General features: G+C 57.4%; 26 protein-coding genes. 11 read left to right on the forward strand and 15 right to left on the reverse strand.

Annotation, left to right across the window (positions count from 1 at the left end; genetic code table 11):
* Window positions 1-14 precede the first annotated feature (14 nt).
* From MARHY_RS07205 to MARHY_RS07225, 5 genes are all read left to right on the forward strand, one after another.
* The gene (locus tag MARHY_RS07205; RefSeq protein WP_014421189.1) at window positions 15-1,478 is read left to right on the forward strand and encodes an SLC13 family permease; all 1,464 of its coding nucleotides are present in this window, start codon (window positions 15-17) and stop codon (window positions 1,476-1,478) included.
* 188 nt (window positions 1,479-1,666) lie between these two features.
* A complete protein-coding gene (locus MARHY_RS07210; protein ID WP_011785280.1) occupies window positions 1,667-2,467 on the forward strand; it encodes a C39 family peptidase in 801 nt (266 codons plus the stop codon).
* Window positions 2,468-2,522: 55 nt separating this feature from the next.
* The gene (locus tag MARHY_RS07215; protein WP_011785279.1) at window positions 2,523-3,533 is read left to right on the forward strand and encodes a hypothetical protein; all 1,011 of its coding nucleotides are present in this window, start codon (window positions 2,523-2,525) and stop codon (window positions 3,531-3,533) included.
* A 39-nt stretch (window positions 3,534-3,572) separates the two neighbouring features.
* A complete protein-coding gene (locus MARHY_RS07220; RefSeq protein WP_014421190.1) occupies window positions 3,573-5,198 on the forward strand; it encodes an OmpP1/FadL family transporter in 1,626 nt (541 codons plus the stop codon).
* A 19-nt stretch (window positions 5,199-5,217) separates the two neighbouring features.
* A complete protein-coding gene (locus MARHY_RS07225) occupies window positions 5,218-6,291 on the forward strand; it encodes a MalM family protein (protein WP_014421191.1) in 1,074 nt (357 codons plus the stop codon).
* Window positions 6,292-6,300: 9 nt separating this feature from the next.
* Here the strand turns inward: MARHY_RS07225 and MARHY_RS07230 are convergent, their stop codons facing one another.
* The 3 genes from MARHY_RS07230 to MARHY_RS07240 are packed head-to-tail and all read right to left on the reverse strand — an operon-like array spanning window position 6,301 to window position 8,718.
* The gene (locus MARHY_RS07230; RefSeq protein WP_014421192.1) at window positions 6,301-7,335 is read right to left on the reverse strand and encodes a polysaccharide deacetylase family protein; all 1,035 of its coding nucleotides are present in this window, start codon (window positions 7,333-7,335) and stop codon (window positions 6,301-6,303) included.
* A gap of 38 nt (window positions 7,336-7,373) precedes the next feature.
* Window positions 7,374-8,042, reverse strand: coding sequence for a DNA-J related domain-containing protein (locus MARHY_RS07235; protein WP_227499484.1), 669 nt, complete (start codon window positions 8,040-8,042; stop codon window positions 7,374-7,376).
* A gap of 19 nt (window positions 8,043-8,061) precedes the next feature.
* The gene (locus MARHY_RS07240; protein ID WP_014421194.1) at window positions 8,062-8,718 is read right to left on the reverse strand and encodes a TetR/AcrR family transcriptional regulator; all 657 of its coding nucleotides are present in this window, start codon (window positions 8,716-8,718) and stop codon (window positions 8,062-8,064) included.
* A 73-nt stretch (window positions 8,719-8,791) separates the two neighbouring features.
* On the opposite strand from MARHY_RS07240, the gene ttcA reads away from it, so the two are divergent.
* The gene (gene ttcA / locus MARHY_RS07245; protein ID WP_011785273.1) at window positions 8,792-9,700 is read left to right on the forward strand and encodes a tRNA 2-thiocytidine(32) synthetase TtcA; all 909 of its coding nucleotides are present in this window, start codon (window positions 8,792-8,794) and stop codon (window positions 9,698-9,700) included.
* Between the two features lie 3 nt (window positions 9,701-9,703).
* Here ttcA and MARHY_RS07250 read toward each other — a convergent pair whose 3' ends face one another.
* From MARHY_RS07250 to ccoN, 9 genes are all read right to left on the reverse strand, one after another.
* Window positions 9,704-10,393, reverse strand: a complete 690-nt coding sequence (locus MARHY_RS07250) for a sulfite exporter TauE/SafE family protein (protein WP_011785272.1) — start codon at window positions 10,391-10,393, stop codon at window positions 9,704-9,706.
* An 11-nt stretch (window positions 10,394-10,404) separates the two neighbouring features.
* Window positions 10,405-10,641, reverse strand: coding sequence for a cbb3-type cytochrome oxidase assembly protein CcoS (gene ccoS, locus MARHY_RS07255; protein ID WP_014421195.1), 237 nt, complete (start codon window positions 10,639-10,641; stop codon window positions 10,405-10,407).
* Window positions 10,642-10,677: 36 nt separating this feature from the next.
* The gene (locus MARHY_RS07260) at window positions 10,678-13,125 is read right to left on the reverse strand and encodes a heavy metal translocating P-type ATPase (RefSeq protein WP_014421196.1); all 2,448 of its coding nucleotides are present in this window, start codon (window positions 13,123-13,125) and stop codon (window positions 10,678-10,680) included.
* Complete coding sequence (locus tag MARHY_RS07265; protein WP_014421197.1) at window positions 13,122-13,637, reverse strand: FixH family protein; 516 nt, start codon at window positions 13,635-13,637, stop codon at window positions 13,122-13,124. The genes MARHY_RS07260 and MARHY_RS07265 overlap by 4 nt, the downstream gene beginning before the upstream one ends.
* 51 nt (window positions 13,638-13,688) lie before the next feature.
* Window positions 13,689-15,122 (reverse strand): cytochrome c oxidase accessory protein CcoG, encoded by a 1,434-nt coding sequence (gene ccoG, locus MARHY_RS07270; protein ID WP_014421199.1) that lies wholly within the window; start codon window positions 15,120-15,122, stop codon window positions 13,689-13,691.
* 131 nt (window positions 15,123-15,253) lie between these two features.
* Window positions 15,254-16,144, reverse strand: coding sequence for a cytochrome-c oxidase, cbb3-type subunit III (ccoP, locus tag MARHY_RS07275; protein WP_011785267.1), 891 nt, complete (start codon window positions 16,142-16,144; stop codon window positions 15,254-15,256).
* Entirely contained in the window at window positions 16,141-16,326 is a 186-nt protein-coding gene (locus tag MARHY_RS07280; protein WP_011785266.1) for a CcoQ/FixQ family Cbb3-type cytochrome c oxidase assembly chaperone, read from the reverse strand. Before MARHY_RS07280 ends, ccoP begins: the two co-directional genes overlap by 4 nt.
* Before the next feature lie 4 nt (window positions 16,327-16,330).
* Entirely contained in the window at window positions 16,331-16,939 is a 609-nt protein-coding gene (gene ccoO / locus MARHY_RS07285; protein WP_011785265.1) for a cytochrome-c oxidase, cbb3-type subunit II, read from the reverse strand.
* A 14-nt stretch (window positions 16,940-16,953) separates the two neighbouring features.
* Window positions 16,954-18,384, reverse strand: coding sequence for a cytochrome-c oxidase, cbb3-type subunit I (gene ccoN / locus MARHY_RS07290; RefSeq protein ID WP_011785264.1), 1,431 nt, complete (start codon window positions 18,382-18,384; stop codon window positions 16,954-16,956).
* A 234-nt stretch (window positions 18,385-18,618) separates the two neighbouring features.
* Here ccoN and MARHY_RS07295 point away from each other — a divergent pair, with 234 nt between their 5' ends.
* Window positions 18,619-19,266, forward strand: a complete 648-nt coding sequence (locus MARHY_RS07295) for an alpha/beta family hydrolase (protein WP_041655484.1) — start codon at window positions 18,619-18,621, stop codon at window positions 19,264-19,266.
* Here MARHY_RS07295 and MARHY_RS07300 read toward each other — a convergent pair.
* Complete coding sequence (locus tag MARHY_RS07300; RefSeq protein ID WP_014421202.1) at window positions 19,239-21,128, reverse strand: sensor domain-containing diguanylate cyclase; 1,890 nt, start codon at window positions 21,126-21,128, stop codon at window positions 19,239-19,241. The genes MARHY_RS07295 and MARHY_RS07300 overlap by 28 nt on opposite strands.
* Window positions 21,129-21,259: 131 nt before the next feature.
* Here MARHY_RS07300 and rlmM point away from each other — a divergent pair, with 131 nt between their 5' ends.
* Window positions 21,260-22,336: a 23S rRNA (cytidine(2498)-2'-O)-methyltransferase RlmM gene (gene rlmM / locus MARHY_RS07305; protein ID WP_011785261.1), complete on the forward strand. Its 1,077-nt coding sequence runs from the start codon at window positions 21,260-21,262 to the stop codon at window positions 22,334-22,336.
* Between the two features lie 9 nt (window positions 22,337-22,345).
* Here rlmM and MARHY_RS07310 read toward each other — a convergent pair whose 3' ends face one another.
* Window positions 22,346-22,639 carry an antibiotic biosynthesis monooxygenase family protein gene (locus MARHY_RS07310; RefSeq protein ID WP_011785260.1) on the reverse strand — a complete coding sequence of 98 codons (294 nt, stop codon included), beginning with the start codon at window positions 22,637-22,639 and terminating at the stop codon, window positions 22,346-22,348.
* Window positions 22,640-22,723: 84 nt separating this feature from the next.
* On the opposite strand from MARHY_RS07310, the gene tusA reads away from it, so the two are divergent.
* Window positions 22,724-22,969, forward strand: a complete 246-nt coding sequence (gene tusA / locus MARHY_RS07315; RefSeq protein WP_014421203.1) for a sulfurtransferase TusA — start codon at window positions 22,724-22,726, stop codon at window positions 22,967-22,969.
* Between the two features lies 1 nt (window position 22,970).
* On the opposite strand, the gene dsbD is transcribed toward tusA, so the two are convergent.
* On the reverse strand, window positions 22,971-24,848 hold the full coding sequence (gene dsbD / locus MARHY_RS07320; RefSeq protein ID WP_014421205.1) for a protein-disulfide reductase DsbD: 1,878 nt from the start codon (window positions 24,846-24,848) through the stop codon (window positions 22,971-22,973).
* A 146-nt stretch (window positions 24,849-24,994) separates the two neighbouring features.
* Between dsbD and MARHY_RS07325 the strand changes: the two genes are divergently transcribed.
* A complete protein-coding gene (locus tag MARHY_RS07325) occupies window positions 24,995-25,558 on the forward strand; it encodes an elongation factor P hydroxylase (RefSeq protein ID WP_226374420.1) in 564 nt (187 codons plus the stop codon).
* Window positions 25,555-26,826: a DEAD/DEAH box helicase gene (locus MARHY_RS07330; protein WP_014421207.1), complete on the forward strand. Its 1,272-nt coding sequence runs from the start codon at window positions 25,555-25,557 to the stop codon at window positions 26,824-26,826. The genes MARHY_RS07325 and MARHY_RS07330 overlap by 4 nt, the downstream gene beginning before the upstream one ends.
* Window positions 26,827-26,842 lie beyond the last annotated feature (16 nt).

Raw genomic sequence — 26,842 nt, forward strand, 5'->3', positions numbered from 1 at the left:
GAACAGGATGAACAATGGCTGAAGTGCAACGCAACGACGGAACCCGTTCCGGGCTGCCGAAGAGTCAGGTAACTGGTCTGATCCTGGGGGTGGCGTTCCTCCTGGCAACGCTGGCCCTGCCTGCGCCAGGCTCCATGGGGGCGGAGGCCTGGGCGGCGCTGGGGCTCATGCTGCTGATGGCCACCTGGTGGTCCACCGAAGCGATACCGATTCCGGCCACAGCCCTTTTACCGATCGTGCTGGTACCCGCGCTTGGGCTTGGCACTATCGGGCAGGCAACGGCGCCCTATGCCAATCCGATCATCTTCCTGTTTCTCGGTGGGTTTACCCTGGGCCTGGCGATGCAGCGATGGAATCTTCATCGGCGTATTGCCTTGCTGACGCTCAAAGCCATGGGCGATCAGCCCAAGCGACAGATTGCCGGCTTCATGCTGGCGACGGCTTTTTTGAGCATGTGGGTGAGTAATACCGCAACCGCTATCATGATGCTGCCCATTGGCTTGTCCGTGGTAGCGATGATGGACAACTCGAACCCGGAGGGTGTTCGGAAATATGCAACAGCGCTGCTTTTGGCCATCGCCTACTCCGCAAGCATTGGTGGTATTGCGACGCTGATCGGGACCCCGCCCAATGCTTTGCTGGCGGCCTATCTGAGTGAAAACCAGGGCATCTCGGTGGGCTTTGCCCAGTGGATGGTGCTGGGGGTTCCGGTCACTCTGGTAATGCTGGTGCTGACCTGGTGGTGGCTGACCCGGAGGGATTTCGGGATTGGTCAGGCATCGGACAGCGGCCAGATGATTCGGGATGAACTGGCCAAACTCGGAGTCATGAGCCGGGGAGAGCGTTTGGTGGCCGTGGTATTTGTCATCACGGCAACGGCGTGGATTTTTCGCCCGCTGTTGTCTGCCAGTCTGATGCCCTGGTTGAGTGATACCGGCATCGCAATCGCGGCAGCGATCGCCATGTTCCTTATCCCGGTAGATACCCGTCAAGGCACGTTTGTGCTGGATTGGGATTCCGCCAACAAATTGCCCTGGGGAGTACTGTTGCTCTTCGGCGGTGGCCTGGCGATGGCGGGGGTAATCAGCAGCTCCGGTCTTGCGGAATGGATCGCCGGCAGTCTGGGCGTGGCTGGTGTATTGCCAACCATCGTCATGATGGTGATAGTGGCCTCAGTGATTATTTTCCTGACCGAAGTGACCAGCAATACCGCCACTGCCGCCGCCTTCCTGCCATTGCTGGGAGCTCTGGCCATGGCGCAGGACGTGTCTCCGTTGCTCCTGACGGTTCCTGCCGCGATTGCAGCCAGCTGCGCCTTCATGATGCCGGTGGCCACGCCGCCTAACGCGATTGTCTTCTCCAGCGGTCATATGCAGATTTCGGACATGATCAAAGCGGGTTTTGCCCTGAATCTGATGGGCATTGTGGTCGTCACTCTCATCACTTACGGGTTGCTGGGGCTGGTGTTCTCGCTCTGATGCTCCCCGCCACTTCATGGCTTTGCCTCCGGTCTTGAACCAGTTCTCATACCGGTTCCCGGAGGCCCCTTCTGCAGCGACAGATTTGAGGCACAGTTATCTTTAAGCCAGTTGCGATTTCGGTATCGTACGGTAACAACATGTAACCCGATAAGTTGCACGTCTAATAAAAACAGGGACTTTCCAAAATGCTGCTGGTGCTGGCCGGATCCATTCTCACGTTCACCATGGTGCAGGAAGCCACCGAGGTCGAGCCATTCGATCGTGGCACGATTGTTCTGGAGCAGAAGGTTGATGCCAGCCCTGTCGAGCTTCGATGGGACACCCGGGTCGAACCCCTGGTGGAGCAGAAATTCCGCAATATCGTTCGTCAGGCGTACGACTACAGTTGCGGCAGCGCAGCCCTGACCACGGTGCTCAACTTCTATGTTGGCCGTTCTCTGACCGAACGCCAGGTGATGGAAGGTTTGCTGCACTACGGTGAGAGCGAGCGCATCGTTGAGCGCCGCGCTTTCTCCATGCTTGATATGAAGCGGCTGGTCACAGCCCTTGGCTATCCCTCTGGCGGTTTCAAGGCAGAAATCGAGGACCTGATGGAGTTGGACCATCCGGCAATCGTTCCCATTGATCACGCCGGATTCAAGCACTTTGTGGTGCTGAGAACCATCCGGGACGGGCGTGTTTACCTTGCAGACCCGGCGGTTGGCAATATTTCCTTCACCGTGGCGCAGTTTCAGGAGAAGTGGGACGACAACGTACTGTTCATTGTCTTCCCGGGCAGCGACAAACCCCTGGATAACCTTGAGTTGAAAGAGGAAGACCTGCGCTTTGTGGATGACCAGACAATGACTCTGCTGGCCATGCAGCAGATTCCAGCGTTCCACGAGTCAACGGAGAGACGCATTCAGAACTTGCTGGAACGCCAGAAGAATAATCCGGACGGTAGCGTGGAAAATACCCGCAAACAGCTCCATTACCGTCGTCATTAATTTTCCCGGTTGTTTGATCGGGCAGGAATAAAACAAATAAAAGTAGGGAGTCAGGATGAATCGTTGGTTTGTGCGAGGTTTTATCCTTGTTTCCGCGGCTGGGCTGCTTCCGGGCATGGCCATGGCTCAGGAAGGGAATGTGGATCAGGCGCGGGAGGCACTGGCGCGTCAGGAAGGGGATGAGGATTCTACCAAACAGCTGGAGGAAGTGTTCCAGGCTGCCGAAAAGAACTACTCACTGCAGAAGAAGGGCACCCACTCCCTGAACTATTCGTTCGATTATTCCTATACCGGCGACCAACGGCTGGATCTGGCGATATCGAACGGCTCGGTGCGTAATCTGGACGTTGTTCCATCGGCCACCCATAACTTCACAAATGCCTTTTCCTACGATTACGGGTTACTGGATAACCTGACGATCGGCACCCGTGTTCCACTGGTGGTGAAGTACGACACCCAGGACGAGCTGAACGTTTACGACTTCGGCGACATCTCCTTCACCGGACGTTGGCAGCCGTTTGCCTATGTGCCTGGCAAGATGTCGACCACCTTCTTTGGCACCCTGAACAGTAAAACCGGCGTCAGTCCCTACGAAATTGACATCAACGAGCAGTTGTCCACCGGCAGTGGCTATTACTCCGTGGGCGGTGGCCTGAGTATGTCGAAGGTACTGGATCCGGTGGTGGTCTTTGGCTCGGTCAGCGCAACCTACAACCTCACTGTCGACGGTCTGGAACAGGTTCGGGGCGCCCGGCTGCTACAGGAGGTGGAACCAGGGTTCGGCTTGTCCGGTTCTCTGGGTTTTGCCTACTCCCTTTCCTATGACATCTCTCTCAGTGTGTCTGGCCAGCTCAGCTACAGCGACGAGACGGTGCTGACCTTCTCCAACGGTGACCAGGCCGTGGCCCAGGACCAGATGACTGGCTTCCTCAGTATGTCGCTGGGCACGCGTCTCAGCGATATGACCATTGTGAATACCAGCCTCGGGATCGGTTTGACGGAGGACGCGCCGGACTTCTCCCTGGGTGTATCCCTGCCCATCAATTTCTCTGGCCTCAAAGAGTGATTGAAGTCGAGGACGTTTCAAGGGAAGGGGAAGGATTTCATGGGACAAGCTAGTCACAAGCGACATCTTCTGGCCGCCGCTATGGTCGCGGGCGTATCCTGCGGGGCCCAGGCACAGATGACGCAGAACCTGACGATACACCCGAAGGCGCTGGCACTGGGTAACGCCGTTACAGCAGATCCCCCGGGACTGATGGCCATTCACTACAATCCAGCGGGCCTGACCAAACTCGACGGGCGCCAGCTTGAGGTGAACCTCCTCAGCATCTATCTGGATATTGACGCCGACTTCTACGCAGATGAAGACTACGAGATATTCGGAATCAGCGGGCTCGAAACTGACCCTTTAACCGGAAAGCAACGCGACCCGATTGCGAACAGCAGTAGTCATACCAACAACGTAGCTCTCTATGTGCCGGGTTACGGCATTCTTCGTATGCCCCCTGGCCCTGCCGTTGCACCATCAGCGGGTATCAGTATCAAGCCGCCGGGTTCGAAGCTGACGTTCGCCAACGCTTTTTATCTGCCGATGGCCGCAGGCTTCTACCGGGATAAAAACGACCCCGGTCGCTACCAGCCCCAGGCGGCCACCCTCCAGCGGACCACCTACCTGTCTCCCACCGTCGGGTATGAGATCAATGATGAATGGTCTGTGGGCGCGGGCATTCATCTCTCGCATTTCGGCTTCGCAGCGGACCAGTACATGCGGGCGCCAAACCTGCTGATGGGGGTGGCAGAGGTTCTGCAGGATGCCTTTAACTGTGAAAGCGGTGACGAGCCCCTGCAGCCCTGGCTTGCGTTGTGCGGCGGTAATGTCGGCCCCTGGGACGATATCGGGGCCATGAGCCTGAATCTGCAGGAAACCATCTCACCCACCTACGCCCTGGGCGTTATGTGGGAGCCGACGGACTGGTTCCGCTGGGGGGCCAGTTATACCTCAGAAGCCGACATGAACCTCAAGGGGCAGTTCGAGATACAGTACACCGATGACTGGTCCGGATTCTGGCAGAGTGTGAATGGCTCTATTCTGGGCGCCATATCATCGGCCATTCTGAGCCTGCCCTCAGGTGCACCGCGGGAGGCGGGCAATGTCAGCATGGATCTGGTTTACCCACAACATTTTCAGACCGGTATAAGCGTGGATGTTCATCCCAAGCTGACCGTGAACGCGGATGTGGGCTGGACGGATTTTGCCCAGTGGGATGCCTTCAATTTCCAGTTTGATCGTAACCTCGAGTTCCTGAACGCGGCACGCATTCTGTCGCCGGACAATGCCACCTCGGATACCCTGCGCCTGCCGTTGGGTTTCAAGAGCCAGTGGAACTGGGCTTTTGGTGTGGAGTTCCATGCATCATCTCGTCTGGATCTGCGGGCTGGGGTGGAAATCCGGGACTCGGTTATTCCGGACGACCAGCGCTCGATTATGGCGCCATTCGGGGGCGCGAACCTGTACAGTATTGGCATGGGGTACAAGTGGGATAAGGACACGGAAATTGATATGAACCTGTCGTATCTGCAATCGATTGAGACCATTCCGGCCGACACCAGTTGCAACGTGAACTGCGACAACATCACCAACATCATCTATAACCCCTATGCCGACCTCACCATCAAGACTTCCCTGCGGGTGGTGATGGCAGGCTTGAGCTTCCGAACCAAATTCTGATCCTGACAGGGGGGCTGTGATGGGACTTGGTCGATACAGCGGACTGGCGGTCGGTGTGTTTGCGCTCGCGTTGCTGGCAGGTTGCCAGACCGGAAGCAGCGGCGTTGCCGAGCGGGAAGGCTACTTTTCCTGGGTGGATGAGCAGGGCAGGGTGCGTTATTCCCGGATTCCCGACGCCCAGCGCGAAGACGTTACCCCAGGTGAGCCGGATGCCAAGTCCGTCGCCATCTCAGGCGAAGCCACCGGGTCTGAGGCTTATCGGTCGGCCTCTGGCAGCGACCGGGGCGCCGCCGCAAAGCTGGAAGAAAACCTCGAATACACCACCGAGAATTATCCGGATGGTGAGGAGCTGGCGAAAAAAGGGTTTATCCGGCCTGGCCAGCGGCAACCCTATTTCACATGGCGTGATGCCGACGGCATTGTCCGTGTCAGCTATTACACCCCGGATATGCGAACCGAAGAGCAGAAACAGGCGGATCAGGCGCCGGTCATGCTCAGCGATGCCAGCGTATACCTGCCGGTCACTGTAGATGACCATACGCCGGTTGAGGGCCATGATCCCGACGCCTTTGCCATACTGGGGATTGAGGAAACGGATTCGTTTTTCCGGGTATTTGCCGAAAGCTGTTGCCAGACCCTGCCTGCCCGGGATTTCCTGCAGTGGCAGGAAGGCCGTGAGTTTGGTGTTGATTTTGAGGAAGACACGCCCCGCCACCGTTTCAGCACGGGTGATTCGCCCTATCGGCTGATTGCCCTACCATCCAGTACCTTTGTCCCCGGGTTTGTGATGCGGCTGCGTTCCTACGCCCACAATGGCGTGCTGGTACCAAGCCTGGCATTTCTCGACAAGGACTTTCAGCCCGTGCGGGTAGTGACGGACCTGGTTATGAACTACGAACCGGAAAACTGGCGTCGTCGCGGGTATCTGGAAAGCTGGGTGCCGGCGTTTCCCGGCCAGGGCGAGCGCTGGCTGGTGGTATTCACCCGCCCGGAAGACCTGGCTGGGCAAACGGTGACGGAAGCGGGCGACACGCCCAAAGCGATTCCACACGTTGAAACCGGAGAAATTGGCATCACGACATTTGAGGAGTGATGGCGACCATCAGTCTTCCGGTGCGTCCAGATTCAACCACTGCTGGGACAGCCAGTAGAAGCTGCCGTTACCCGCCGGATGGGTACAGTTGTATCGGAACCGACGGCTGTTGATGGCTTTGGGTGCCTGCACCTCTATGCTATCTCCCACCACTTCAAAATTGATTCGACCGAGTCCGGACGCGAAACAGGTAAGCCGGGAGGGGCTGATGGCATCGGTGGGCGTAAACCTCAAACGCGGCGGATTCTGCTCGAACACCCCGTCGGGCAGGTCTTTGGCCGGTACCGGAAAAGCCTTGCTCATCAGTTTGTCTTTCAGACTGCCCAATTGGCCGTAGGCATTGGCCATGGGGAAACGGGGCAGACGGGTTTTACCTGAGTATTGTCCGATAGCTCCCGATTGTTGCCCGTATCCAAGCCAGCCTCTCTCGCTGAGCTTCTGTTCCAGGGCTTGATCGAATTCGCCGTAGGGATAGGCGAACAGAGGTTCCTCCACGCCAAGACGGTTCTTCAGCTCTTGCTGAGCCTCGTCCAGGCTGCTGGTAATCCGGTTTTCCCATGCCTCTTCGGGTTCACCCCGTCTGCGTGCCAGGTGAGCGTGATCCGTACTGTGATTGGCGATGGTTGCCAGCTCGTTGTCTGCCATTGTGCGGAGTTGCTTCCAGGTCATGTAACCCTTGGCGCCCACTGCGTCAGTATTGACGAAGACAGTGTATGGAAGCCCGAGCCTGTCCAGTAACGGCGCAGCAAAGGTATGGACGGATTCATAGGCATCATCGAAAGTAATGGCCACTTCATTGGTGTCAGGGTGTTCGCCGGCCAGTGCCGCCCTGGTGCCGGCTTCCAGCGGCACCACGTCAAGGTCAAGATCCCGGATCATGTTCATTTGCGCCTCAAACAATGATCGGGACGTGCTGGTCGCCGGAGGTGTACTGTCATCCACGTGGTGATACTGCAGAACCACCAGGTCGGCCTGAGCCTGTGTTCCGGCCAGCAACAGGGCACTGATCAGGGGATACGCAATCAGTTTGTTTATTCGAAGCATGGTCTTGTTTCCTGACACACGGGATCTCGTAGGATGATTTAGGCGTAATGGGCTTTCAGAACCGAGAAGGCCTGATTCAGTTGTTGGATTTCTCCGGTATCACCGCCCCGGTCCGGGTGCGCACGCATCACGAGTTTTCGGAAGCGCTTCTTGACGGTAGCGAACTGCCCCGGTAATTCATCGAAACCCAGCGTCCTGGCCGCCTCGGCGGCTTCCGAGTGCTCGGGCCGGGACAGGGTGTTGCCGGCCCAGAAGTTGTCCATCATTTCCTGAATGGCGGCTTCGGAGAGAAAGTACTGTGACAGATCCAGATAGAACTCACGCAGGGCATCGGTAGAATCCGGCAGTGCCGTTGATTCGGTGCGCGTCACCATTTGCCCGATACTGAGCCGAAGCGGAGAGATATTCAGGCTCTCGCCCTCCAGGGCAATCTGATCGCGCAGACGGTAGAGTACGTGGAACAGCAGGAAGTGCACCGGGTACAGCCGATCGGGCTCGTGAAAGTCGACGGTGCCAATCAGGCTCCAGCGCTCGCCCTGCAAGGCCCGAATTAGCTCCAGCTCGGATAGCCCGGCCGGGCCTGCGGCCCGCAGCTCGTGCTCCACGGCAACCAACAGGTGCTGCACCTGTTGCTGTAGCCAGCTGCGCTCTTCACCACGGGCTTCGGGTGAGTCATCGAGTATCTGGTTATCTGCGGAGATGGTCATGGCCATCATGGTATGCCAGTCAGCCTTCGCTTGAAAGCCTGGTCAGGGCCGGGAAGCCGCCCAGAAACAGCTGGGTGGAAAACTCAGCCGCTGTTCTGGCTTCGTCCTGGGCGAGTTCCGGCTTCTGGTGTGCCCGCCTGGCCACCAGCATGCTGGTGTCGTAGGCCACGCCAAAAAACGCGGCGCAAAGATAGTCCGCATCGACTGCCGGCAGCAGCCCACGGGTCATGGCGTTGCGAACGTCTTCCTCAAGGGACAGCATGGTCAGGCCCAGAATATCTGAGCCGAACAGGTTTCTCAGGGCGCGCTGATTCTGATGGGCCAGTTCATACACCACCGGATCTTTCGCGGTGGCACTGTAGAGCGCCAGATAGGCACGGTAGACAAATTCCTGGGTTGAGGATGCAGATTGTCGCTGCTTGCTCATGTCGTTGTTGAGCGAGGTCAGGAAATCGCTGAGCAGGGCCGCGAAGATATCCTGTTTGCTGGAAAAGTAGTTGTAGAAGGTGCCGGCGGCGAGACCGGTTCTGCGGACAATGTCCCGAATGGTGGTGTTGTCGTAACCGTGTTCCTGAAAACAGTCTCTGGCCGCCCTAAGAATGGCGTGACGATTTCGGATACGGTTGAGCGCGCGCTTGCCCGTGGCTTGTGGTGAAGTCAATTTCAACATATCCATGTTGCTATCCTGTCCCTGATGGTTTGTGGCGCGTATAATTGCCCGCTCACTTACCTTGTGAGCGTGAAAACGAATGCCCGAAGCAATGACTGCCAGCCCTGAGAAGACACCGGCTTCTGATTACGAACGTCGCCAGAAACTGGAGCTTAACAAATTGCAGAAACGTCTGCGCCGTGAAGTTGGGCAGGCGATTGCTGATTTCTCGATGATTGAAGCCGGAGACAAGGTGATGTGCTGTCTGTCCGGCGGCAAAGACTCCTACGCCATGCTCGATATTCTGCTCAATCTGCAGAAGAGTGCGCCAGTGCGTTTCGAACTGATTGCCGTGAACCTGGACCAGAAACAACCGGGTTTCCCCGAGCATGTCCTGCCGGACTATCTTGAGTCGATGGGTATCGAGTATCACATCATCGAGAAAGACACCTACAGTATTGTTAAGGAAAAAGTGCCTGAAGGGAAGACCACTTGCGGACTGTGTTCACGCCTGAGGCGGGGCATTCTCTACAATTTCGCCGAGGAGCATGGTGTAACCAAGATTGCCCTGGGCCATCACCGGGATGATTTGCTGGAAACCCTGTTCCTCAACATGTTCTACGGCGGCAAACTCAAATCCATGCCACCGGTGCTCCACAGCGACGATGGCCGCAATACGGTTATTCGTCCTCTGGCCTATGCCAGGGAGAAGGATATTGCCCGCTACGCGTCACTTCGGGAATTTCCGATCATTCCCTGCAATCTCTGCGGCTCCCAGGAAAACCTTCAGCGACAGGTCATCAAGGAAATGTTCCAGACCTGGGACAAACAGCATCCTGGCCGTCTGGAAACCATGTTCCGGGCCCTTTGCAATGTCGAGCCGTCGCACCTGGCCGATCCGGAATTATATGACTTCAGGGAGGGGCGGCGTCTTGGCGGCAAGCGTCAGGCCGTTCAAACCGCGGAGCCCCAGCAGGATTTTGGCCGGCTGGATGTACTGAATCTCTGATCGTCAGTGATTCAGCAGGGCCTGGAAAGGCAGCGTCCAGAGGCCAAACAGGATTAACAGCAGGCCACTGAGCTTGCGGAAGCTCTGGTTGCTTTTCAGGCCTCTTATCCAGTTGGCGGCGAAGCCCGTCGCCAACATCGACGGCAGGGTTCCCAGTCCGAAGAACATCATCGTGAGAGCGGCGCTGCTGACGGTTGGTTGGAGCGCCGCCCATCCCAGTGTGCTGTAAACAAGGCCGCAGGGCAGCCATCCCCACAAGGCACCGAGAGCAAGGGCCTGGCCGCCATTGTGAACCGGCAGGAACTTGCGGGTAAGCGGCGACAGGAAGCGCCATGCCGGCGCCCCGACCCGTTCGATGTAGCGAATACCCTGCCACCATTGCCCCATGGATAACCCCATCATGATCAGCAGCAATCCCGCCAGGGTCATCAGAGCCAATCCGGCACCATGCCACTGGCTGGCGGCACTGGTGCTGAGCAGGGCAATCAGGGTTGCGATCAGGGCGTAGCTGGCAATCCTGCCAAAATTGAATGCCAGCAAGAGCAGGGTCTGCCGAAAGCGGAAGCCCCGGCCTACCGGCAATGCCATGGACAGCGAGGCGCTGATGCCGCCACACATGCCCAGACAATGGGTACTACCGAGCAGTCCTATCAGGAAGGCACTGGGGTAGCTCAGATAGAGTTCAGGCTGCATCCGCTATCCTGTCAGCCCTTGTCGGTATCGGTATCGGTTTGCTCTGCGTCGTCTTTCTGGTCGTCAGGTTTCGACTCGTTACGGCGGGCTTCTCTGGGAATCATATCCTTGTCATCGTCGTAGAGAATGCGATGAGCGGGGCCGTCCATGTCATCGTACTGCCCGTTCTTGACGGCCCAGGAAAACAGAAGGACGCCCAGCGCCACCAGGATGAGCATAAGCGGAACCAGTATCATGACAATCTGCACGATAACCTCCTGTTCATAAGTGTATGGCCCAAGGTATCAGGCTGCTTCTGGTGCGCCAAGGGTGGCCTCCGGGGGCGGTGTGCCCTTGTTGGACCGGCTGAGTCGTAAGGCGTTCAGCACAACGATCAGTGAGCTCAGGGACATGCCGATGGCAGCAAGCCAGGGGGGCACCAGGCCGGCTGCGGCCAGGGGCAGGGCGCAGACATTGTAGCCGAACGCCCAGATCATATTCTGGCGGATGATTTTCCGGGTTTGCTTGCTGGTTTCAATCGCGGCGACCAGGGAATTCAACTGGCCGTTAAGTAGCACCGCGTCGGCTTTCAGTTGAGTCAGGTCTGCCGCTGTACCCATAGCCACTGAAATACCGGCTCCGGCCATGGAGGGCAGGTCATTCAGTCCGTCACCCACCATCATCACCCGGTGCCCGTCCGCGCGAAGCTGTTCCAGTACTTCCAGTTTCTGCTCCGGTGAGGCTTCACCAATGGCTCGGTCAATGCCCAGTGCATGAGCCACCTGCTGCACGTGGCCGGAGCGATCCCCACTAAGCAGCAAGGTCTCGATTCCGGATTTCCGTAACGCCTGCAAGGCTTGTGACGCGTCTTCCCGTATCTTGTCATCCAGCCGGAAGCGTGCCAGCCATTCCTTGTCTGTCGCGAGCCAGATTTCCATGCCTTGGGCGTCTTCACCTTCTGGCGCAATTGCCGACGTGTGCTCGGCGACAAAGGCTTTGTGCCCGATGTAGACCGCCCGGCCATGGTAAAGCCCGGACAAGCCACCGCCCAGGTGGTTACTCACCTGGCTGACGGTTAGCGAGGGCTGCTCGTGGAATACCCTGGCAATCGGATGTTCTGAATGCTTCTCCAGCCCTGCGGCGATCCGGATGCAGGTGTCCTGATCCAGACTGCCGAACACCGATTGATCGGTCAGGCTGAGTTCTCCCCGGGTCAGAGTCCCGGTTTTATCAAACACCACGGTATCGATGGTGTTCATGGATTCCAGGGTGTGACCGCGAGTAGGCAGGAAACCAAGCTTTCTCAGGCGCACCGTGGCAGATGTGATCGCCGTTGGCGTAGCCAGCGACAGGGCGCAGGGGCAGGTAACCACCAGTACGGAAAGCGTGATATCGAAGGCGTTGTCGGCGCCGGCCAGCCACCAGCCTGCCCAGACCACTGGTGCCAGTATCAGAACGCGGCCAACGAACTTGCCCGCAATGCGATCGGCCATTCGGGCCACCGGCGGCTTTTCGGACTGTACGCGATCCAGAACTCGCAAGATGCCGGACAGCCGGGTCTGGGCCCCGGCATGGGTGACGCGGATGTCGAGCGGATTTTCCCCATTTACGCTGCCGGCATGAACGGTGTCGCCCGGCTTGCGGGTTTCTGGAAGGTATTCACCGGTGAGAGCGGCTTCGTTCAGGGTAGACTCCCCCGAGACGATTTCGCCATCCACAGGTAGCGTTTCCCCTGGTCGAACCCGGATCACATCACCCGGTTGTACCTGGTGAATGGCGATGATTTCTGCCTCACCGTTCAGGACCCGCGCCGCGACAGAAGGCTGGAAGCCCGCAAGGGCATTGCCGCTCAGCCCGGCGCGATAGCGAGCCTGAACTTCAATGTATCTGCCCAGCAGCAGGAAGAAGGTGAACATACATACGGATTCAAAATACACTTCCTCGCCGCCGATCAACGTGATCCAGGCGCTTGCGCCATAGGCAAGCCCGATGGCGATGGCCACCGGTACGTCCATGGTCAGATGACGGGAGAGCAGGTCCCGGCGGGCATTGGTAAAGAATGGGCGAGCACTGTAGAACACCACCGGCGTGGCAACCAGCAGACTGAACCAGCGGAAAAAATCCACAAAATCTGTGGAAAGATCACTGACCAGCTCAAAGTACAGGGGAAAGGCCAGCATCATGCTCTGGAAGGAACCGATCCCGGCCACCGCCAGACGAATGAGCATCGAGCGGTGCTCTGCCTTGAGCGCCTGTTCGGCTTCGTCTGCCTGATAGGGGCGGGCGGTGTAGCCAAGTTCGTGGATGGCAATCAGAAGGTCGCTGAGACGTGCCTTGTCCGATGCCCAGACCAGGCGAGCCCGCTGTGTGGTGTGGTTTACGGTAAAGCTCTGCACGCCTGGCTGCTGCTTCATGTGATTCTCAAGCAGCCAGATGCAGGCGGCGCAGGTAATACCGCCGATCAGCAGCTGTGCCTCCTGGCCAGCCTTGACTGGTGCCACAAAGGCTTGCTGAACCAGGGGGTGATCCAGTTCCCGGATACGATCGAGTTCTGACCGGGTCAGCTCTCTTGGCGTAACGGCGGGTTCAGTGCGAAACTCATAGAAACCGGTCAGACCCTCCTGGTGGATGGTCTGACACACAGCCTTGCAACCCTGGCAACAAAAATGCCTTTGCTGTCCCTGCAGTTCCAGGGTGATCGGGGGGTCGCCATCCGCTGGTTCTCCGCAATGGAAGCAGTTCAGGGTGGTCACCCTTGGGCGTCGCCTTCTGCGTTAATGCGTATAGGGGTGGAGGAAGGGAGCCTTACCTCACCCTTTACCCGCCAGTCATTGTCTGGACCCTGAAGGTCGTAGTACCAGCGACCACTGACATCCTCAAGGAGCTGGCCCCGGTACTGACCAGGAGCAACCTGGGTAAACTGGATGGTTTTATCCTGACCAGACAATGTCGGGTGATACAGGTTGAACACCAGATACGGGTAATCGGCGGCACCATTCACGGTGCTCAGATCCAGTGTTGCAGAACGACCATTCAGGCTCAGCGTACCCGCCATCTTCAGATCGGCCGCCTTTTCATCACGGGCAATGGACATATTGATGCCACGGCCCTGTTTGGAGTAGTCGTCGGTTACCAGCGAGTTGTCCATGCTGGACGATACTGTCAGGGCAGTGATTCCCCACATGATCGACGCCAGCGGGAAAATGGTCAGGAACCAGAACCACGGCTGGCGATACCAGGGGGCAGGTGTTGCGTTATCAGTCATTACGGTCTTGTCTCGGTTTATGGCTTCAGAGCCGGTTGTCGGGCCCTCTTGTTAGCGGGGCCTTGGACCAACAAACCGGCTTTCAGTTTCAAGTTTAATCAATGAATCCGGTTGGGACTCGGCGTAGAAACGAATGTCGTTATTGGTATCCACCAGCGCTTCCGGTGGCACATCAACAACCGTGGGCAAGGAGAGGTTCTCGCCACTACTCACCGTTACCATGGTGTCTGTCAGAATACGCATGTCTTCAAGGCCGTCCACAGACAGGCTGAAGGTTTGCGGTACTTCTGACATGTTCTGGATCTTGACGGTATACGAGTTTTCCACCCGCCCTTCGCCGTTAAAACTGAACAGGGCGCCGCGATCCCGCAGTACATCCATCTTGGCCGGAACCCGGGTGGCAATGGTAAAGATCACCGCGCTGATCATCAGTATGAGCACGGCGCCGTAGCCAAAGGTACGCGGCCGTAGCAGTTTGGAAGTTTTACCCTCCAGTTCGTTCTCAGTGGTGTAGCGAATCAGTCCCTTGGGATAGTTCATTTTCTCCATAACTTCATCGCAGGCGTCGATACACAGGGCGCAGCCGATACACTCGTACTGGAGGCCGTCACGGATATCGATGCCGGTGGGGCAGACCTGAACACACTGGCCGCAATCAATACAGTCACCCAGGCCAACTTCGGCGGGTTCGACGCCTTTCTTGCGGCTGCCGCGTGGCTCGCCCCGGTTGGGGTCGTAGGAAACAACCCGGGTGTTGGGGTCAAACATCACGGATTGGAATCGGGCGTACGGGCACATATACAGGCACACCTGCTCCCGCATCCAGCCGGCGTTCAGATAGGTGGCGACGGTAAAGAAGGCTACCCAGAAATAGGCCCAGCCGTTGGCCTGTAAAGTGAAGAGGTCAACGATCAGTTCGCGGATAGGGTAGAAATAGCCAACGAAGGTGACGCCAGTCGCCAGCGCAACAAACAGCCAGAGCGCGTGTTTGATCGATTTTTTGGCAAGTTTCTCCCTGGAGTTCGGAGATTTATCCAGTTTCATCCGCTTGTTGCGGCTGCCCTCAACCTTTTCCTCGATCCACATGAAAATAAAGGTCCAGACAGTCTGGGGGCAGGTATAGCCACACCAGACCCGACCGAACAGAGTGGTGATGAAAAAGAGTCCAAACGCTGAAATGATCAGCATGCCCGATAGCAGGAAGAAATCTTTCGGGAAGAAGGTCACGCCGTACAGGTGAAATTCTCGTGCAGGCAAGTCGAAGTGGATCAGGGGCTGCCCGTCCAGGGTAAGCCAAACGAAGAGAAAGTACATGCCCATCAGCAGAGTCAAGCTGACATTCCGGATTCGCTGGAAAAAGCCTTTGACTTCCTTGACGTAGATTTTCTGTCGACTGGCGTACAGGTCGACGGTTTCTGGCTTTTTCTTGTTATTGGAGGAATCGCCTTTCGGGTCAACCTGTTTGACCGGAATCTCGTTGCTCATGGGTACCTCCCGGTGAGTGGTAAAGCTGGGAGCGGGCCTCGGAGGGTCAGCTGATCTTCTCAAGCCTGTACCCGCGGGCGCAGATACAGGGTTGAGAAGACCAGGCCAGGGCGAGCCTGGCCGGGTCGGATTCAGTTAGACAGGCTGTAAACGTATGCCGCCAGGATCTGAATCTGGTCGTCGGTCAGGCGACCGCCTTGTGCAGGCATCTGGTTCTGGCGACCGTTCATCACGGTCTCCTTGATCCACTCATAGGTGGAACCGTAGAGCCAGACATTGTCGGTCAGGTTGGGCGCACCCATGGCTTCCATACCTTTGCCTTCCGGACCGTGACAGGCAACGCAGGCCTGTGCGAACACCTGGGCGCCAGCTTTGGCCGCCTCGGCATCTTCTTCGCGTCCACTGAAGCTCAGCACGTAGTTAACCACCTGATCGACCTGCTCATTGGTCATATTCGGCATGACGCCCTTTGCAGGCATATTGCCGTTACGACCCTGGGCAATGCTGTGCAGGATCTGGTCTGGTTGACCACCCCACAGCCAGTCGTCGTCGGTCAGGTTGGGGAAGCCCACCTGGCCGCGAGCGGCGGTGCCGTGACAGACCGAACAGTTGTTGGCAAACAGGCGCTGGCCGATCTTCATGGCGTCATCGTTCTGCGCCAGTTCAGGAATGGCAGTGTCGCCGAACTGGGCATAGATTTCGCCATATTTCTCTTCGGCAGCTGCCACTTCCGCTTCCCACTGGTTGGTGGATGTCCATCCCAGCAGACCCTTGAAGTTGCCCAGGCCCGGGTACAGAGCCAGGTAGCCAAGGGCGAAGATGCAGGTTGCTACGAACAGGTAGAACCACCATTTCGGCAGAGGGTTATCGTATTCCTCAATGCCATCAAAGGAATGGCCCATTGTCCGGTCGGTTTCAGTATCGGTTGTCTGGCTCTTGCGGGTGGCCCAGAGGAGCCACCAGCAGCCGAAAACGGTACCGAGCACGATCACACTGACCCAGATGCTCCAGAAGGTACTCATTGTTTCTTCTCCGTTTTTTCCTGTTCGAGAGTACGCTTTTCGACTTCGTCGTCATCGAAGGGGAGGTGTGCTGCCTCGTCGTTGGCCTTCTTGCGGTGGGCGCTGTACGCCCACCAGACGATTCCGAAGAACGCTGCCATTACCAGCAGCGTGTGAATGCCGCGTAACTCATTAATATCCATGGGATCACCGCTTCTCTGAAATCACAGTACCCAGCTGCTGCAGGTATGCGACCAGCGCTTCGATTTCAAATTTGCCTTCGATCTCATTTGCTGCGTTGGCAATCTGCTCGTCGCTGTATGGCACGCCAAGCGTTTGCAGCGTCTTCATCCGGGACTCAATGGAACCGTGATCAACACGATTCTCGAACAGCCACGGGAAGGCAGGCATGTTGGATTCGGGTACCACGCTGCGTGGATCGTACAGATGCTGGCGCTGCCAGGCATCCGAGTAGCGACCACCTACACGAGCCAGGTCCGGCCCGGTACGCTTGGAACCCCACAGGAACGGACGGTCATAAACGAACTCGCCCGCAACGGAGTAGTGACCATAACGCTCAGTCTCAGCCCGGAACGGACGGATCTGCTGGGTATGGCACACGTGGCAGCCCTCACGGATGTAAATGTCCCGGCCTTCCAGTTCCAGAGCGGACAAAGGCTCCAGGCCTTCGACCGGCTCGTTCACCTCTTTATGGAAGAACAGGGGCACTACTTCTGCAAGGAAACCACCACTAATGGTCAGCACGATCAGCACGATCATCAGACCAAGGTTCTTTTCGACTATTTCGTGTCTCATCTGGTCTCTCTCCCTTACGCCGCCTGAACCGCAGCATTATCTTCTGCAACGGCGTCTTTCTGGCGTACGGTCATGTACACGTTGTAGGCCATGATCAGCATGCCGGTCAGGAAGATCGCGCCACCGATGAAGCGTACAAAGTAGCCCGGGTAGGAGGCTTCAAGCGCTTCTACGAAGCTGTAGGTCAGGGTGCCGTCTTCGTTCACTGCACGCCACATCAGACCTTGCATGATGCCATTCACCCACATGGCGGCGATGTAAAGCACGGTGCCTACGGTAGCCAGCCAGAAGTGAGCGTTGATCAGGGCAGTGCTGTACATGGCCTGGATGCCCCACAGTTTCGGAATCAGGTGGTAAACCGCGCCGATACTGATCATGGCAACCCAGCCCAGGGCGCCGGAGTGCACGTGGCCGATGGTCCAGTCAGTGTTGTGGGACAAAGCGTTGACGGTCTTGATAGACATCATCGGGCCTTCGAAGGTAGACATACCGTAGAAGGACAGAGAAACCACCAGGAAACGCAGGATAGGGTCAGTGCGCAGTTTGTGCCAGGCACCGGACAGGGTCATCATGCCGTTGATCATACCGCCCCAGGACGGCGCCAGCAGAATCAGGGACATGACCATGCCTGCGGTCTGTGCCCAGTCAGGCAGAGCGGAGTAATGCAGGTGGTGACCACCGGCCCATACGTAGGTGGCGATCAGTGCCCAGAAGTGCACGATAGACAGGCGATAGGAGTAAACCGGACGGTTGGCCTGCTTGGGAACGAAGTAGTACATCATGCCCAGGAAGCCAGCAGTCAGGAAGAAGCCCACCGCGTTGTGACCGTACCACCACTGCATCATCGCATCGGTAACACCCGCATAGGCGGAGTACGACTTGAAGGCGGTGGCCGGCAGCGCCATGTTGTTACCGATATGCAGTACAGCAACGGTAATGATGAACGCGCCGTAGAACCAGTTGGCAACGTAGATGTGCGGAGTGCTACGCTTCATCACGGTTCCGAAGAACACCAGGGCGTAGCTGACCCAGACAACCGCAATCGCGATGTCAATCGGCCATTCCAGCTCGGCGTATTCCTTGGACGTTGTCAGGCCCATCGGAAGGGTGATGGCAGCAGCCACGATGATCGCTTGCCAGCCCCAGAAGGTGAACGCCGCCAACCCGTCAGACATCAGGCGAGCCTGGCAGGTTCGCTGAACGACGTAGTAGGACGTTGCAAAAAGGGCACTTCCGCCAAAGCCGAAGATTACGGCGTTGGTATGCAGCGGCCGCAAGCGACCGAAGTGAGTAAAGGGCAGGTCGAGGTTGAGGGATGGCCAAACCAGCTGTGCTGCAATCAGCACACCCAGAGCCATACCTACAATACCCCATACCACTGTCATGATGGCGAATTGTCTCACCACCTTATAGTTGTATGTCAGGTTTGCATTTACTGTGCTCATAGCCTTACCAATGGGTTCAGGATGGGGAATTATGCGGGGGCAAGTATGGAGAAACGATTATTCCTTTGCAATGATCAAGATCAAGTTATGACATCCGTCAAATCCGCCGGAATCAGTAGGCTGGCCAGTAAGTTGCAAGTCTATTCAATATGTTTTTATTGACGCTTTAATGGCTTGCCAGATCCATTCTGTCACCGGGTTTGATCCGCAACAGGAGCGAGAGAGAGAAAATTGGTGAAAAGAATTAAGACCAAAGGCTACGGAAAAGATGCCAAAGCGGTAATGATATTGGCCCACGGCGCAGGCGCGCCCATGGACTCAATGTTCATGGAGTTGTTAGCTGAGGCTCTCGCAGGGCAAGGCATCGAAAGTGTGCGGTTCGAGTTTCCCTATATGGTGAAGCGTCGGGAGGATGGCAGAAAACGACCTCCCGATCGGCAGCCGGCTTTGCTGGCGGCATTTGAAGATCAGGTGTCCCTGGCCAGAGAGGAGCTTGGAAGTCAGGTACCACTGTTGGTGGGGGGGAAATCAATGGGAGGGCGGATGGCCACGCTTCTGGCTGCCGGGAAGTTCAGAGATATTGATGGCGTTGCCTGTTATGGCTATCCGTTTCACCCGCCGGGGAAGCTGGATCGTTGGCGGACTGACCATCTGGATAAGGTCGCGGTTCCTCTACTGGTGGTGCAGGGTACCCGGGACCCATTCGGCAAGCCGGATGAGCTGAAGGCACAGGGGCAGATCCCGGGCCTCACCCGCCTGTGCTGGCTGGACGGCGGAAATCACGATTTTCAGCCTCTGGCGCGGCAGCCAGAGCAACAGTCCGACCTGATTGCGCAGGCTGCTCTTCTGACGCGTCAGTTTGCCGAAGATGCCGTACTTTGATCAGGCGTTGAAACACGATTGGCGAGTACGATCTGATTCCGCCCTGCGCCTTTGGCCTGATAGAGTGCTTCATCGGCTTTCCGGAAGAGGTCGGACGGCTCCTGTCCCGTAGCCAGTTCGGCGATCCCGGCGCTGAGTGTCAGATGAAAAGTCTCATTGCCCGGAGCGATAAGCGGGGTTTTCCGCATGGCTTTGAGTATGGCGAGACAGAGCGTGCGTGCCCCGTCCAGGTCCGTGCCCGGGAGCAGCAGGGCAAATTCCTCACCGCCAAACCGGATGGCCACATCCCTGGGGCGTTTGACATGCTCATCCAGAATATCCGCGATCTGTTTCAGGCACTGATCGCCAAAGTCATGGCCCCAGGTGTCGTTAATTCGCTTGAAGTGATCTGCATCAATCAGGGCCAGGGATAATGGATTTCCGGTTCGACGGGCCTCCCTGCAGAGTTCGGGTAAAAGGTTATCCATGTGACGCCGGTTGTACAGGCCGGTGAGCGCATCATTGAGGCTTATAGAGGCCAGTTTCCGGTTTGCCTGCTCCAGTTCCCGCATGGTGTTGCGGAGCTGGGCCGTGCGCTCATGAACCTTTAGTTCCAGTTCCGTCCGGGCCTGGTGTTCGACATCCAGCAATTTCTGGTTAAGCAGGCGCCAGCGTTGCACCAGGGCATAGTTCAGAAGGATCACCTGGCCGCCGACGACCGCCTGCATCATCACTTCCCGCGCCGGGTAATCGCCCAGATAGCCAAACGCGGCCATGGCATAGATCAGTGCGCCGATAACCATCACCATCCAGGCTGCCAGGTACCAGAAGGCGGGTTTGTAGCCCTGTCGCCAGCGGACGTAGGCGATGACCTGCAGAGCCACAATTACCACAAGCGCCAACGCGGTGTTGATCAGAATGGATTTTGTATAGGGAATGATGAGTGTCACTGTCACAGCGCCCGCGGCGATTGTGGCCAGTGATTTCAGCGCTTTGGCCGAAAGAGTTCCCGGGCCGACCTCCAGAAAGGAACTGCCAAAAAGGGCCATTGCCAGTGCACAGACCGCGAGCGTCAGTGGAATGGAGAGATTTGCCAGCGCCGTACTGTTGGGCCAGAAGTACTGGTTGGCAAAGCCGCCCATGGCGAACAGGAACATACCCAGAGAGGCAATGTAGAAGGCGTTGTAAAAGTAGTAACGGGTGCCGGAACTGAAGAACAGCAGAAGGTTGAATGCCGCCAGTACCAGCATCGCGCCATAAAACAGGCCGTGCACGAGAGTGAGATGATTGCTTTCGGCAACAACCTCACCCGGTGTCATCAGGCCCAGGGGCACATTCAGTGCGCCACTGCTATGCACCCGGATGAGGATGGCGCGGCTTTCCCCGGCATTCAGTGTGACGGGGAGCAGGTAATAACGGTAATCTATGCCTCTTGTGGCGAACGGGAACAAGTCGCCGGTCGCCAGTGGCGGTCGGACGTCTTCAGGGCTGTAGCCGCTTTGGTAGCGGCTTTTTTGCCAGAACGTCACCTCATCCAGCAGTGGGTAATGAAGCTTCAGGTACCAGAGACCGGATTCTGTGCTGCTGTTGCGGACATTGAGCTGAATCCAGTACACGGAATCCGTGTGACTGAATACCAGATCATGGCCCCGGGCTGATTTCCAGGCCAGTTCAGCCGGCAGGTCCTCCGGTGCGGTTGCTGAATGGGCGGGTTCACCCGGGCGGGCCGAGTAGAAACAGATGTGGTGGTTGATCGCACTTCGGGCGTCCGGGCTGGCGGCATCAAGAGCGGGACACGGTTCCATAGCCGCAAGCTGGCCGCTGAACAGCAGGCAAGCCGTGGCCAGAAAACAGGCCGTAAGCAGGTTCCAGAGTCGGAGCATCTTCCACCAAGCGGTACGTTGGGAGGCAGAAAGTGTAGCCAGCGTGAACAAGTGCTGCCGTTAAACACGTTCAAGTTTTATCGCTGTCAGTGCGTCAGAATCCTGACAGTGGTCACCAACAAGGTTATGGAATGCAACAGATAATGCTGATGTGTCGCCCGGGGTTTGAAACCGAGGCGGGCCAGGAGTTGATGGATTCGGCGGCCGCTTGTGGTCTGTTCGGTTACTTTCAGCCGATCAGGAACGCAGGGCTCGTGCGGTTTACCCTTGGCGGGCCCGAATCTGCCTTTGAATTGATGCAGAGAATACCGCTGGACGAGCTGGTCTTTGTGCGGGACTGGTTTCTGGTGATTGGCGATTGCCCGCTGCCGGCCAGGGACCGGGTTGGAGCCGTTATCGAGTTCCTCCGGGGCGCCGATTGGCAGGGCAGCCTGGCATCACGACTGGAAACCCGGCTTACGGAAACCAATGAAGACCGCGATCTGGGTAACTTTGCCCGAAAATGGGTGGCACCCCTGTCCCGCGGACTCAGGGAGGCGGACATGCTGGCGCAGGACTCGGCCAGTGCCAAAGGTGACCGTCTGGAGTTGCTGTTGCTGGATTTCGAAACGGCTGTTGTCGGGTTAAGCCTGGCCGATAATCGATCCCCTTTTCCGCAGGGCATACCCCGTTTGCGTTTGCCTGCCTCAGCGCCCAGCCGGTCTGCGCTCAAACTCGAAGAGGCGTGGAAAGTCTTCATTCCTGAAGATCGTTACCTGGACTATCTGGGTGGGGGGCGGAAAGCGGTGGATCTGGGCGCCGCTCCCGGCGGATGGACCTGGCAACTGGTTCAGCAAGGCATGATGGTGACGGCGGTCGATAATGGCCCCATGAATCCAGAGTTGATGGCCACAGGGCATGTTGAGCATGTCCGGGCTGATGGCTACGCCTGGCGCCCGAAGCGGGCCGTGGACTGGATGGTCTGCGATATCGTCGACAAGCCCCGAAAAACAGCGCGCCTGGCGCTGGACTGGGTAGGCGGCAAGCTGTGTCGCTACACCGTGTTCAATCTCAAGCTACCCATGAAGAAACGTTATGAGGAGTGGCTGATCTGCCGGGACATACTGCTGCAGGGGCTGGCAGAGGCCGAGCTCAATTGCCGGCTCCGGGCCCGGCACCTCTACCACGACAGGGAAGAAATAACCTGCTTCATCGAGCGCCTGGACTGATCGCCGGGCTCACGGCATATCGCTGTGCTGGAGCACGGTAATGGCTTCATCCCGGTCCATCATGGGGGTGAGTTCCGCCATTAATTCCCGGCGTTCAGGAGAGCGGTACCAGCGATCCCAGTCTGCCTCTGAGCGCCAGTTTGCCAGTGTCATGCGATGGTTGGGGTCGCGGCAGTCGACCAGGGTCTCACCGGAGATAAAGCCCGGGGCACTGACGGCCTGCTGTAACACTTTTCTGGCCCGGTCTTCGTATGCCGACTCCAGAGTTTCGGCAATATGGCGTTCAATAAGTACCCGAATCATGACAATCTCCCTTTATTTTCGCTGCTATAAACAATAATTTAGCACTGGATTCAGAAAAATCACGCTACTTGCAGGAGGTCGCGCGTGTCCGATCATGATTATCACGCAGAACTGGATGCACGGGGACTATTCTGTCCCGAGCCGGTCATGATGCTGCACAATCGCATCCACGATGTTGAGATTGGGCAGGTGCTGCGGGTGGTGGCCACCGATCCTTCAACCACTCGGGATATCCCGAGGTTCTGCCAGTTCCTCGGGCACGAACTTCTCAGTCAGCAGGAAGCGGGCGGCGAATTCCTGTTTCTGATCCGCCGCTGTCAGGACGCCTGACTCAGAGTTTCTGACCAATGTTGGCCACGTGCTCCAGAAACTGATCCCGATCCATCTCGCCCAGTACGCGGGCGTTGCTGAGCTCTGACCCGCTCGCCTGATAGAACAGTATTGCCGGGGGGCCAAACAGGCCGAGTTCATCCAGCAGGGCCTGCTGGGCGGGCGTGTTGTCCGTCATGTCGATCTGCAGCAGGGTGTAGGGTGACAGTGCCTGGATGACCTGGGGATCGCTGAACACATTGCGTTCCATGACTTTGCAGGAAATACACCAGTCCGCATAGAAGTCCAGCATGACGGGCTGCCCCCGGTCACTGGCATTGGCCAGCAATGTGCGGATCTGGTTCGGATCCTCAACACGCTGGAAGCTGGCATGTGATAGCTCGCCCGCCACTGGTCCCGGCGCCGCGGAGGCGACAAAGGGCGCCAGCGGCTTGAGCGGGTCGTTGGCGCCGCTGACGGCACCGGCCAGCAAGGCCAGGCCATAGGCAAACATAACTAGCCCCAGCCCCTTACGGGTGCGCTGCCAGCCAGCCTTGGCGGCATCGAATGCGCCCAGCTGTACGCCAGTAATAGCAATCAGCAGCCCCCACATGGTCAGGCTGAACCAGACCGGTACCAGGCGCTCAACCAGCCAGATAGCCACGGCCAGCAGCATGACACCGTAGAAGTGCTTCACCGTGGTCATCCAGTGCCCTGAGCTTGGCAGCAGTTTCCGGCCGCCAACGGCAACCAGAATCAGGGGAACTCCCATGCCCAGGCCCAGTGCCAGCAGCGCCACACCGCCGATCACGGCATCCTGAGTGGTGGAAATGTACAGCAAGCTGCCGGCCAGTGGCGCAGACACGCAGGGCGAGACAATAAGTGCTGAAAGGGCACCAATGCCGAAGATGCTGGCGACACGGCTACCAGTCAGGCGATGGCTGGCATCGTTGAGGGGTTCCCGAATAAAACGTGGTAGCTGGATTTCGAACAAGTCGAACATCGACAGCGCAAAGACCACGAACAGGCCAGCGAAAACACTCAGCACCCAGGGCGACTGTAGCTGCGCCTGGAGATTGAAGCTGGCGCCCAGCAGGCCGGTAATGACACCCGCCGCGGCGTAGGTTAATGCCATGCCCAGCACATAGCTGCCAGACAGCAATAATGCGTGGCTGGTGGTTCTTGTATTACGCCCGGAGACCATGGAGGAGATGATGGGTACCATGGGCAGAACGCAGGGCGTAAAGGTCAGCCCCAGACCGAGCAAAAAGAATACGCCGGCGATCATCCAGATCGACTGGCTGGACAGAAAGCCGGCGAGGCCGGTCGCGGTGGAGGTATCTGCGGGCGCCGCATTTCCGGTATCGGAGGTCACTCTGTTGGCAGCGGTCTCGGCAGCGTCGCCACCAGGGTAATAGAGGATGTCCCGGGTCTGCGGGGGATAACAAAGCCCGGCCTCTGCACAGCCCTGGTACGTCACCTGAAGCTCCGCTTCCCGGACACCGTCGGGCAGGGTGATGGGGACCCTGGCCTGGACCGGATCAAAAAAAACGGTGATCTCACCAAAGAATTCGTCTTCAGTCAGCGTGCCCGGCAAAGAAAAGCCGGGTTCGCCAACCTGTACACCATCAGTTACGGCATTGATCTGTATGCGGCTTTTATAGAGGTAATGGCCGGGGGTGATATTCCAGGCCAGCACCACAGCCCCGTTATCAGTGGTGTAATCAAAGGGCAGTGCTTCATCTACCGGCAGAAATTCGCTGTTACCAAACAGGCTGCCATTGCCGGACCCCAGAGCCTTGGCTCCGGGAGACGCCAGCGACAGACCCACTGCCAACACAAGCAGGAGATGGTAGGACAGATTTCGCAAAGAAGCACTGAAGGCCTGGACTGCTGACATGGATACGGTCATTTCCTGATTCTGGTATGCATGAAGTCGGTTCGAAGCCAGTGGACACCATGCTGTGGCGAAAGTTCCCACTGGTATTGGCCGCGTTAAAGTCGCACAATAGCCAACCGATGAATCACAATCCAGACGATCTTATCATGCTGTTCAATGACCTGTTCCGGGAATCATACCGGACGATTCTGGTCAGGGGCAGCGACGAACCGGAATATCTCCCTGTGAGCGAGCCCGAGGGCCTTGCCAGGGTAGTCTTTGCCCATGGTTTTTTTGCCAGTGCCCTGCACGAGATTGCCCACTGGTGCATTGCCGGTGAGCATCGGCGCACAATGTACGATTACGGATACTGGTACTGTCCGGATGGACGAACACCTGAACAGCAGCAAGCGTTTGAGCAGGTGGAGGTGAAACCTCAGGCCATAGAGTGTCTGTTTTCCCTGGCGGCCGGCTTCCGCTTTCACATCAGTGTCGACAACCTCGCCGGCGGAGGCGCTGCCGATGGAGATGCATTCCGCCTGAATGTGCTCAACCAGGCGAGCGAGTACCTTGCCTGTGGATTACCCCGCCGTGCACAGCAGTTCTACGATTCGCTCTTGCAGTTTTACAGCACTGGTGCCCGGATAGATGAAACCTGGGCTCGAGTGAAGACCCGTCTGTTAACTGCAGAGCAGGAATACGATCAATCAAGGATACCTGAACCCCTATGACATCAGAACCAAAGCATACCGGCGATTTACGCTTCAGCGACCTCAATCTGGACAAGCGACTGCTGGATGCCATTTCCAAAATTGGCTTCGAGTACTGCACGCCCATTCAGGCAGAAACACTGCCCTGGACCCTGGCCTGTGAAGACCTCATTGGCCAGGCTCAGACGGGCACCGGCAAGACTGCAGCCTTTCTGATTACCGCGATTCAGTCTTTGCTGGAAACTCCGATCGACGAGAAAGAGCGTTTTGCCTCCGAGCCCCGTGTTCTGGCGTTGGCGCCCACCCGCGAACTGGCCATGCAGATTGCCAAGGACGCCGAACAGCTGTGTCATTACACTGGCCACAATGTGGTTACTGTGGTTGGCGGGATGAACTACGACAAGCAGCGGGAGCAGTTGCAGAACGAAATTGTCGACATCCTGGTGGCTACCCCGGGCCGATTGATCGATTTCCTGGGCTCACAGGATGTTTTTCTGGATCAGCTCGACATCCTCATTCTGGATGAGGCGGATCGAATGCTCGATATGGGCTTTATCCCGGACGTCAAGCGCATCATCCGCAAGTGTACCCCCAAGGATGAGCGTCAGACCCTGCTGTTCAGTGCCACCTTCAACCAGGATGTCCTCAACCTGGCATCCATGTGGACCCGCAATGCCGAGTTTGTCGAAATCGAGCCGGAACAGAAGACTGCAGAACGAGTTGAACAGACTGTTTTCCTGGTGTCCGATAACGAAAAGCTGCCGGTACTGGTGAATTACCTGAAGCGGCCGGAAGTAGAGAAAGCGATTGTTTTTGCCAACCGTCGTGACCAGTGCCGTGATCTTGAAGAGGACCTTAAAAACCAGGGTGTGAAAGTGGCGTTGATGTCTGGCGAGATCGCCCAGAACAAGCGGCTGAAAACGCTAGACCAGTTCAAGAAGGGGCAGATCCAGGTGCTGGTTGCTACCGATGTGGCGGGCCGTGGCATCCACGTAAACGGCGTGACCCATGTATTCAACTACAATTTGCCAGACAATGCCGAAGATTACGTTCACCGCATTGGTCGTACTGGCCGTGCCGGTAAAACCGGCGTATCGGTGAGCTTCGCTGGTGAAGAGGACGCGTTTGCCCTGCCGGAGATTGAAAAATACATCAGCCAGAAGCTGAAGACGGCGGTGCCAGATGAGAATCTGACAGCCGCCATGGATAACCCGCCGATTACCCGCAAGCGGGGTGGTCGCCGGCCGCAGGGCAACAGCGGTCGCGGGCCCAGACCACGTCGTCATTGAGAGTCACTGGTGAGAC

Origin of the sequence: Marinobacter nauticus ATCC 49840 (assembly GCF_000284615.1) — a bacterium.
Classification (GTDB): domain Bacteria; phylum Pseudomonadota; class Gammaproteobacteria; order Pseudomonadales; family Oleiphilaceae; genus Marinobacter; species Marinobacter nauticus.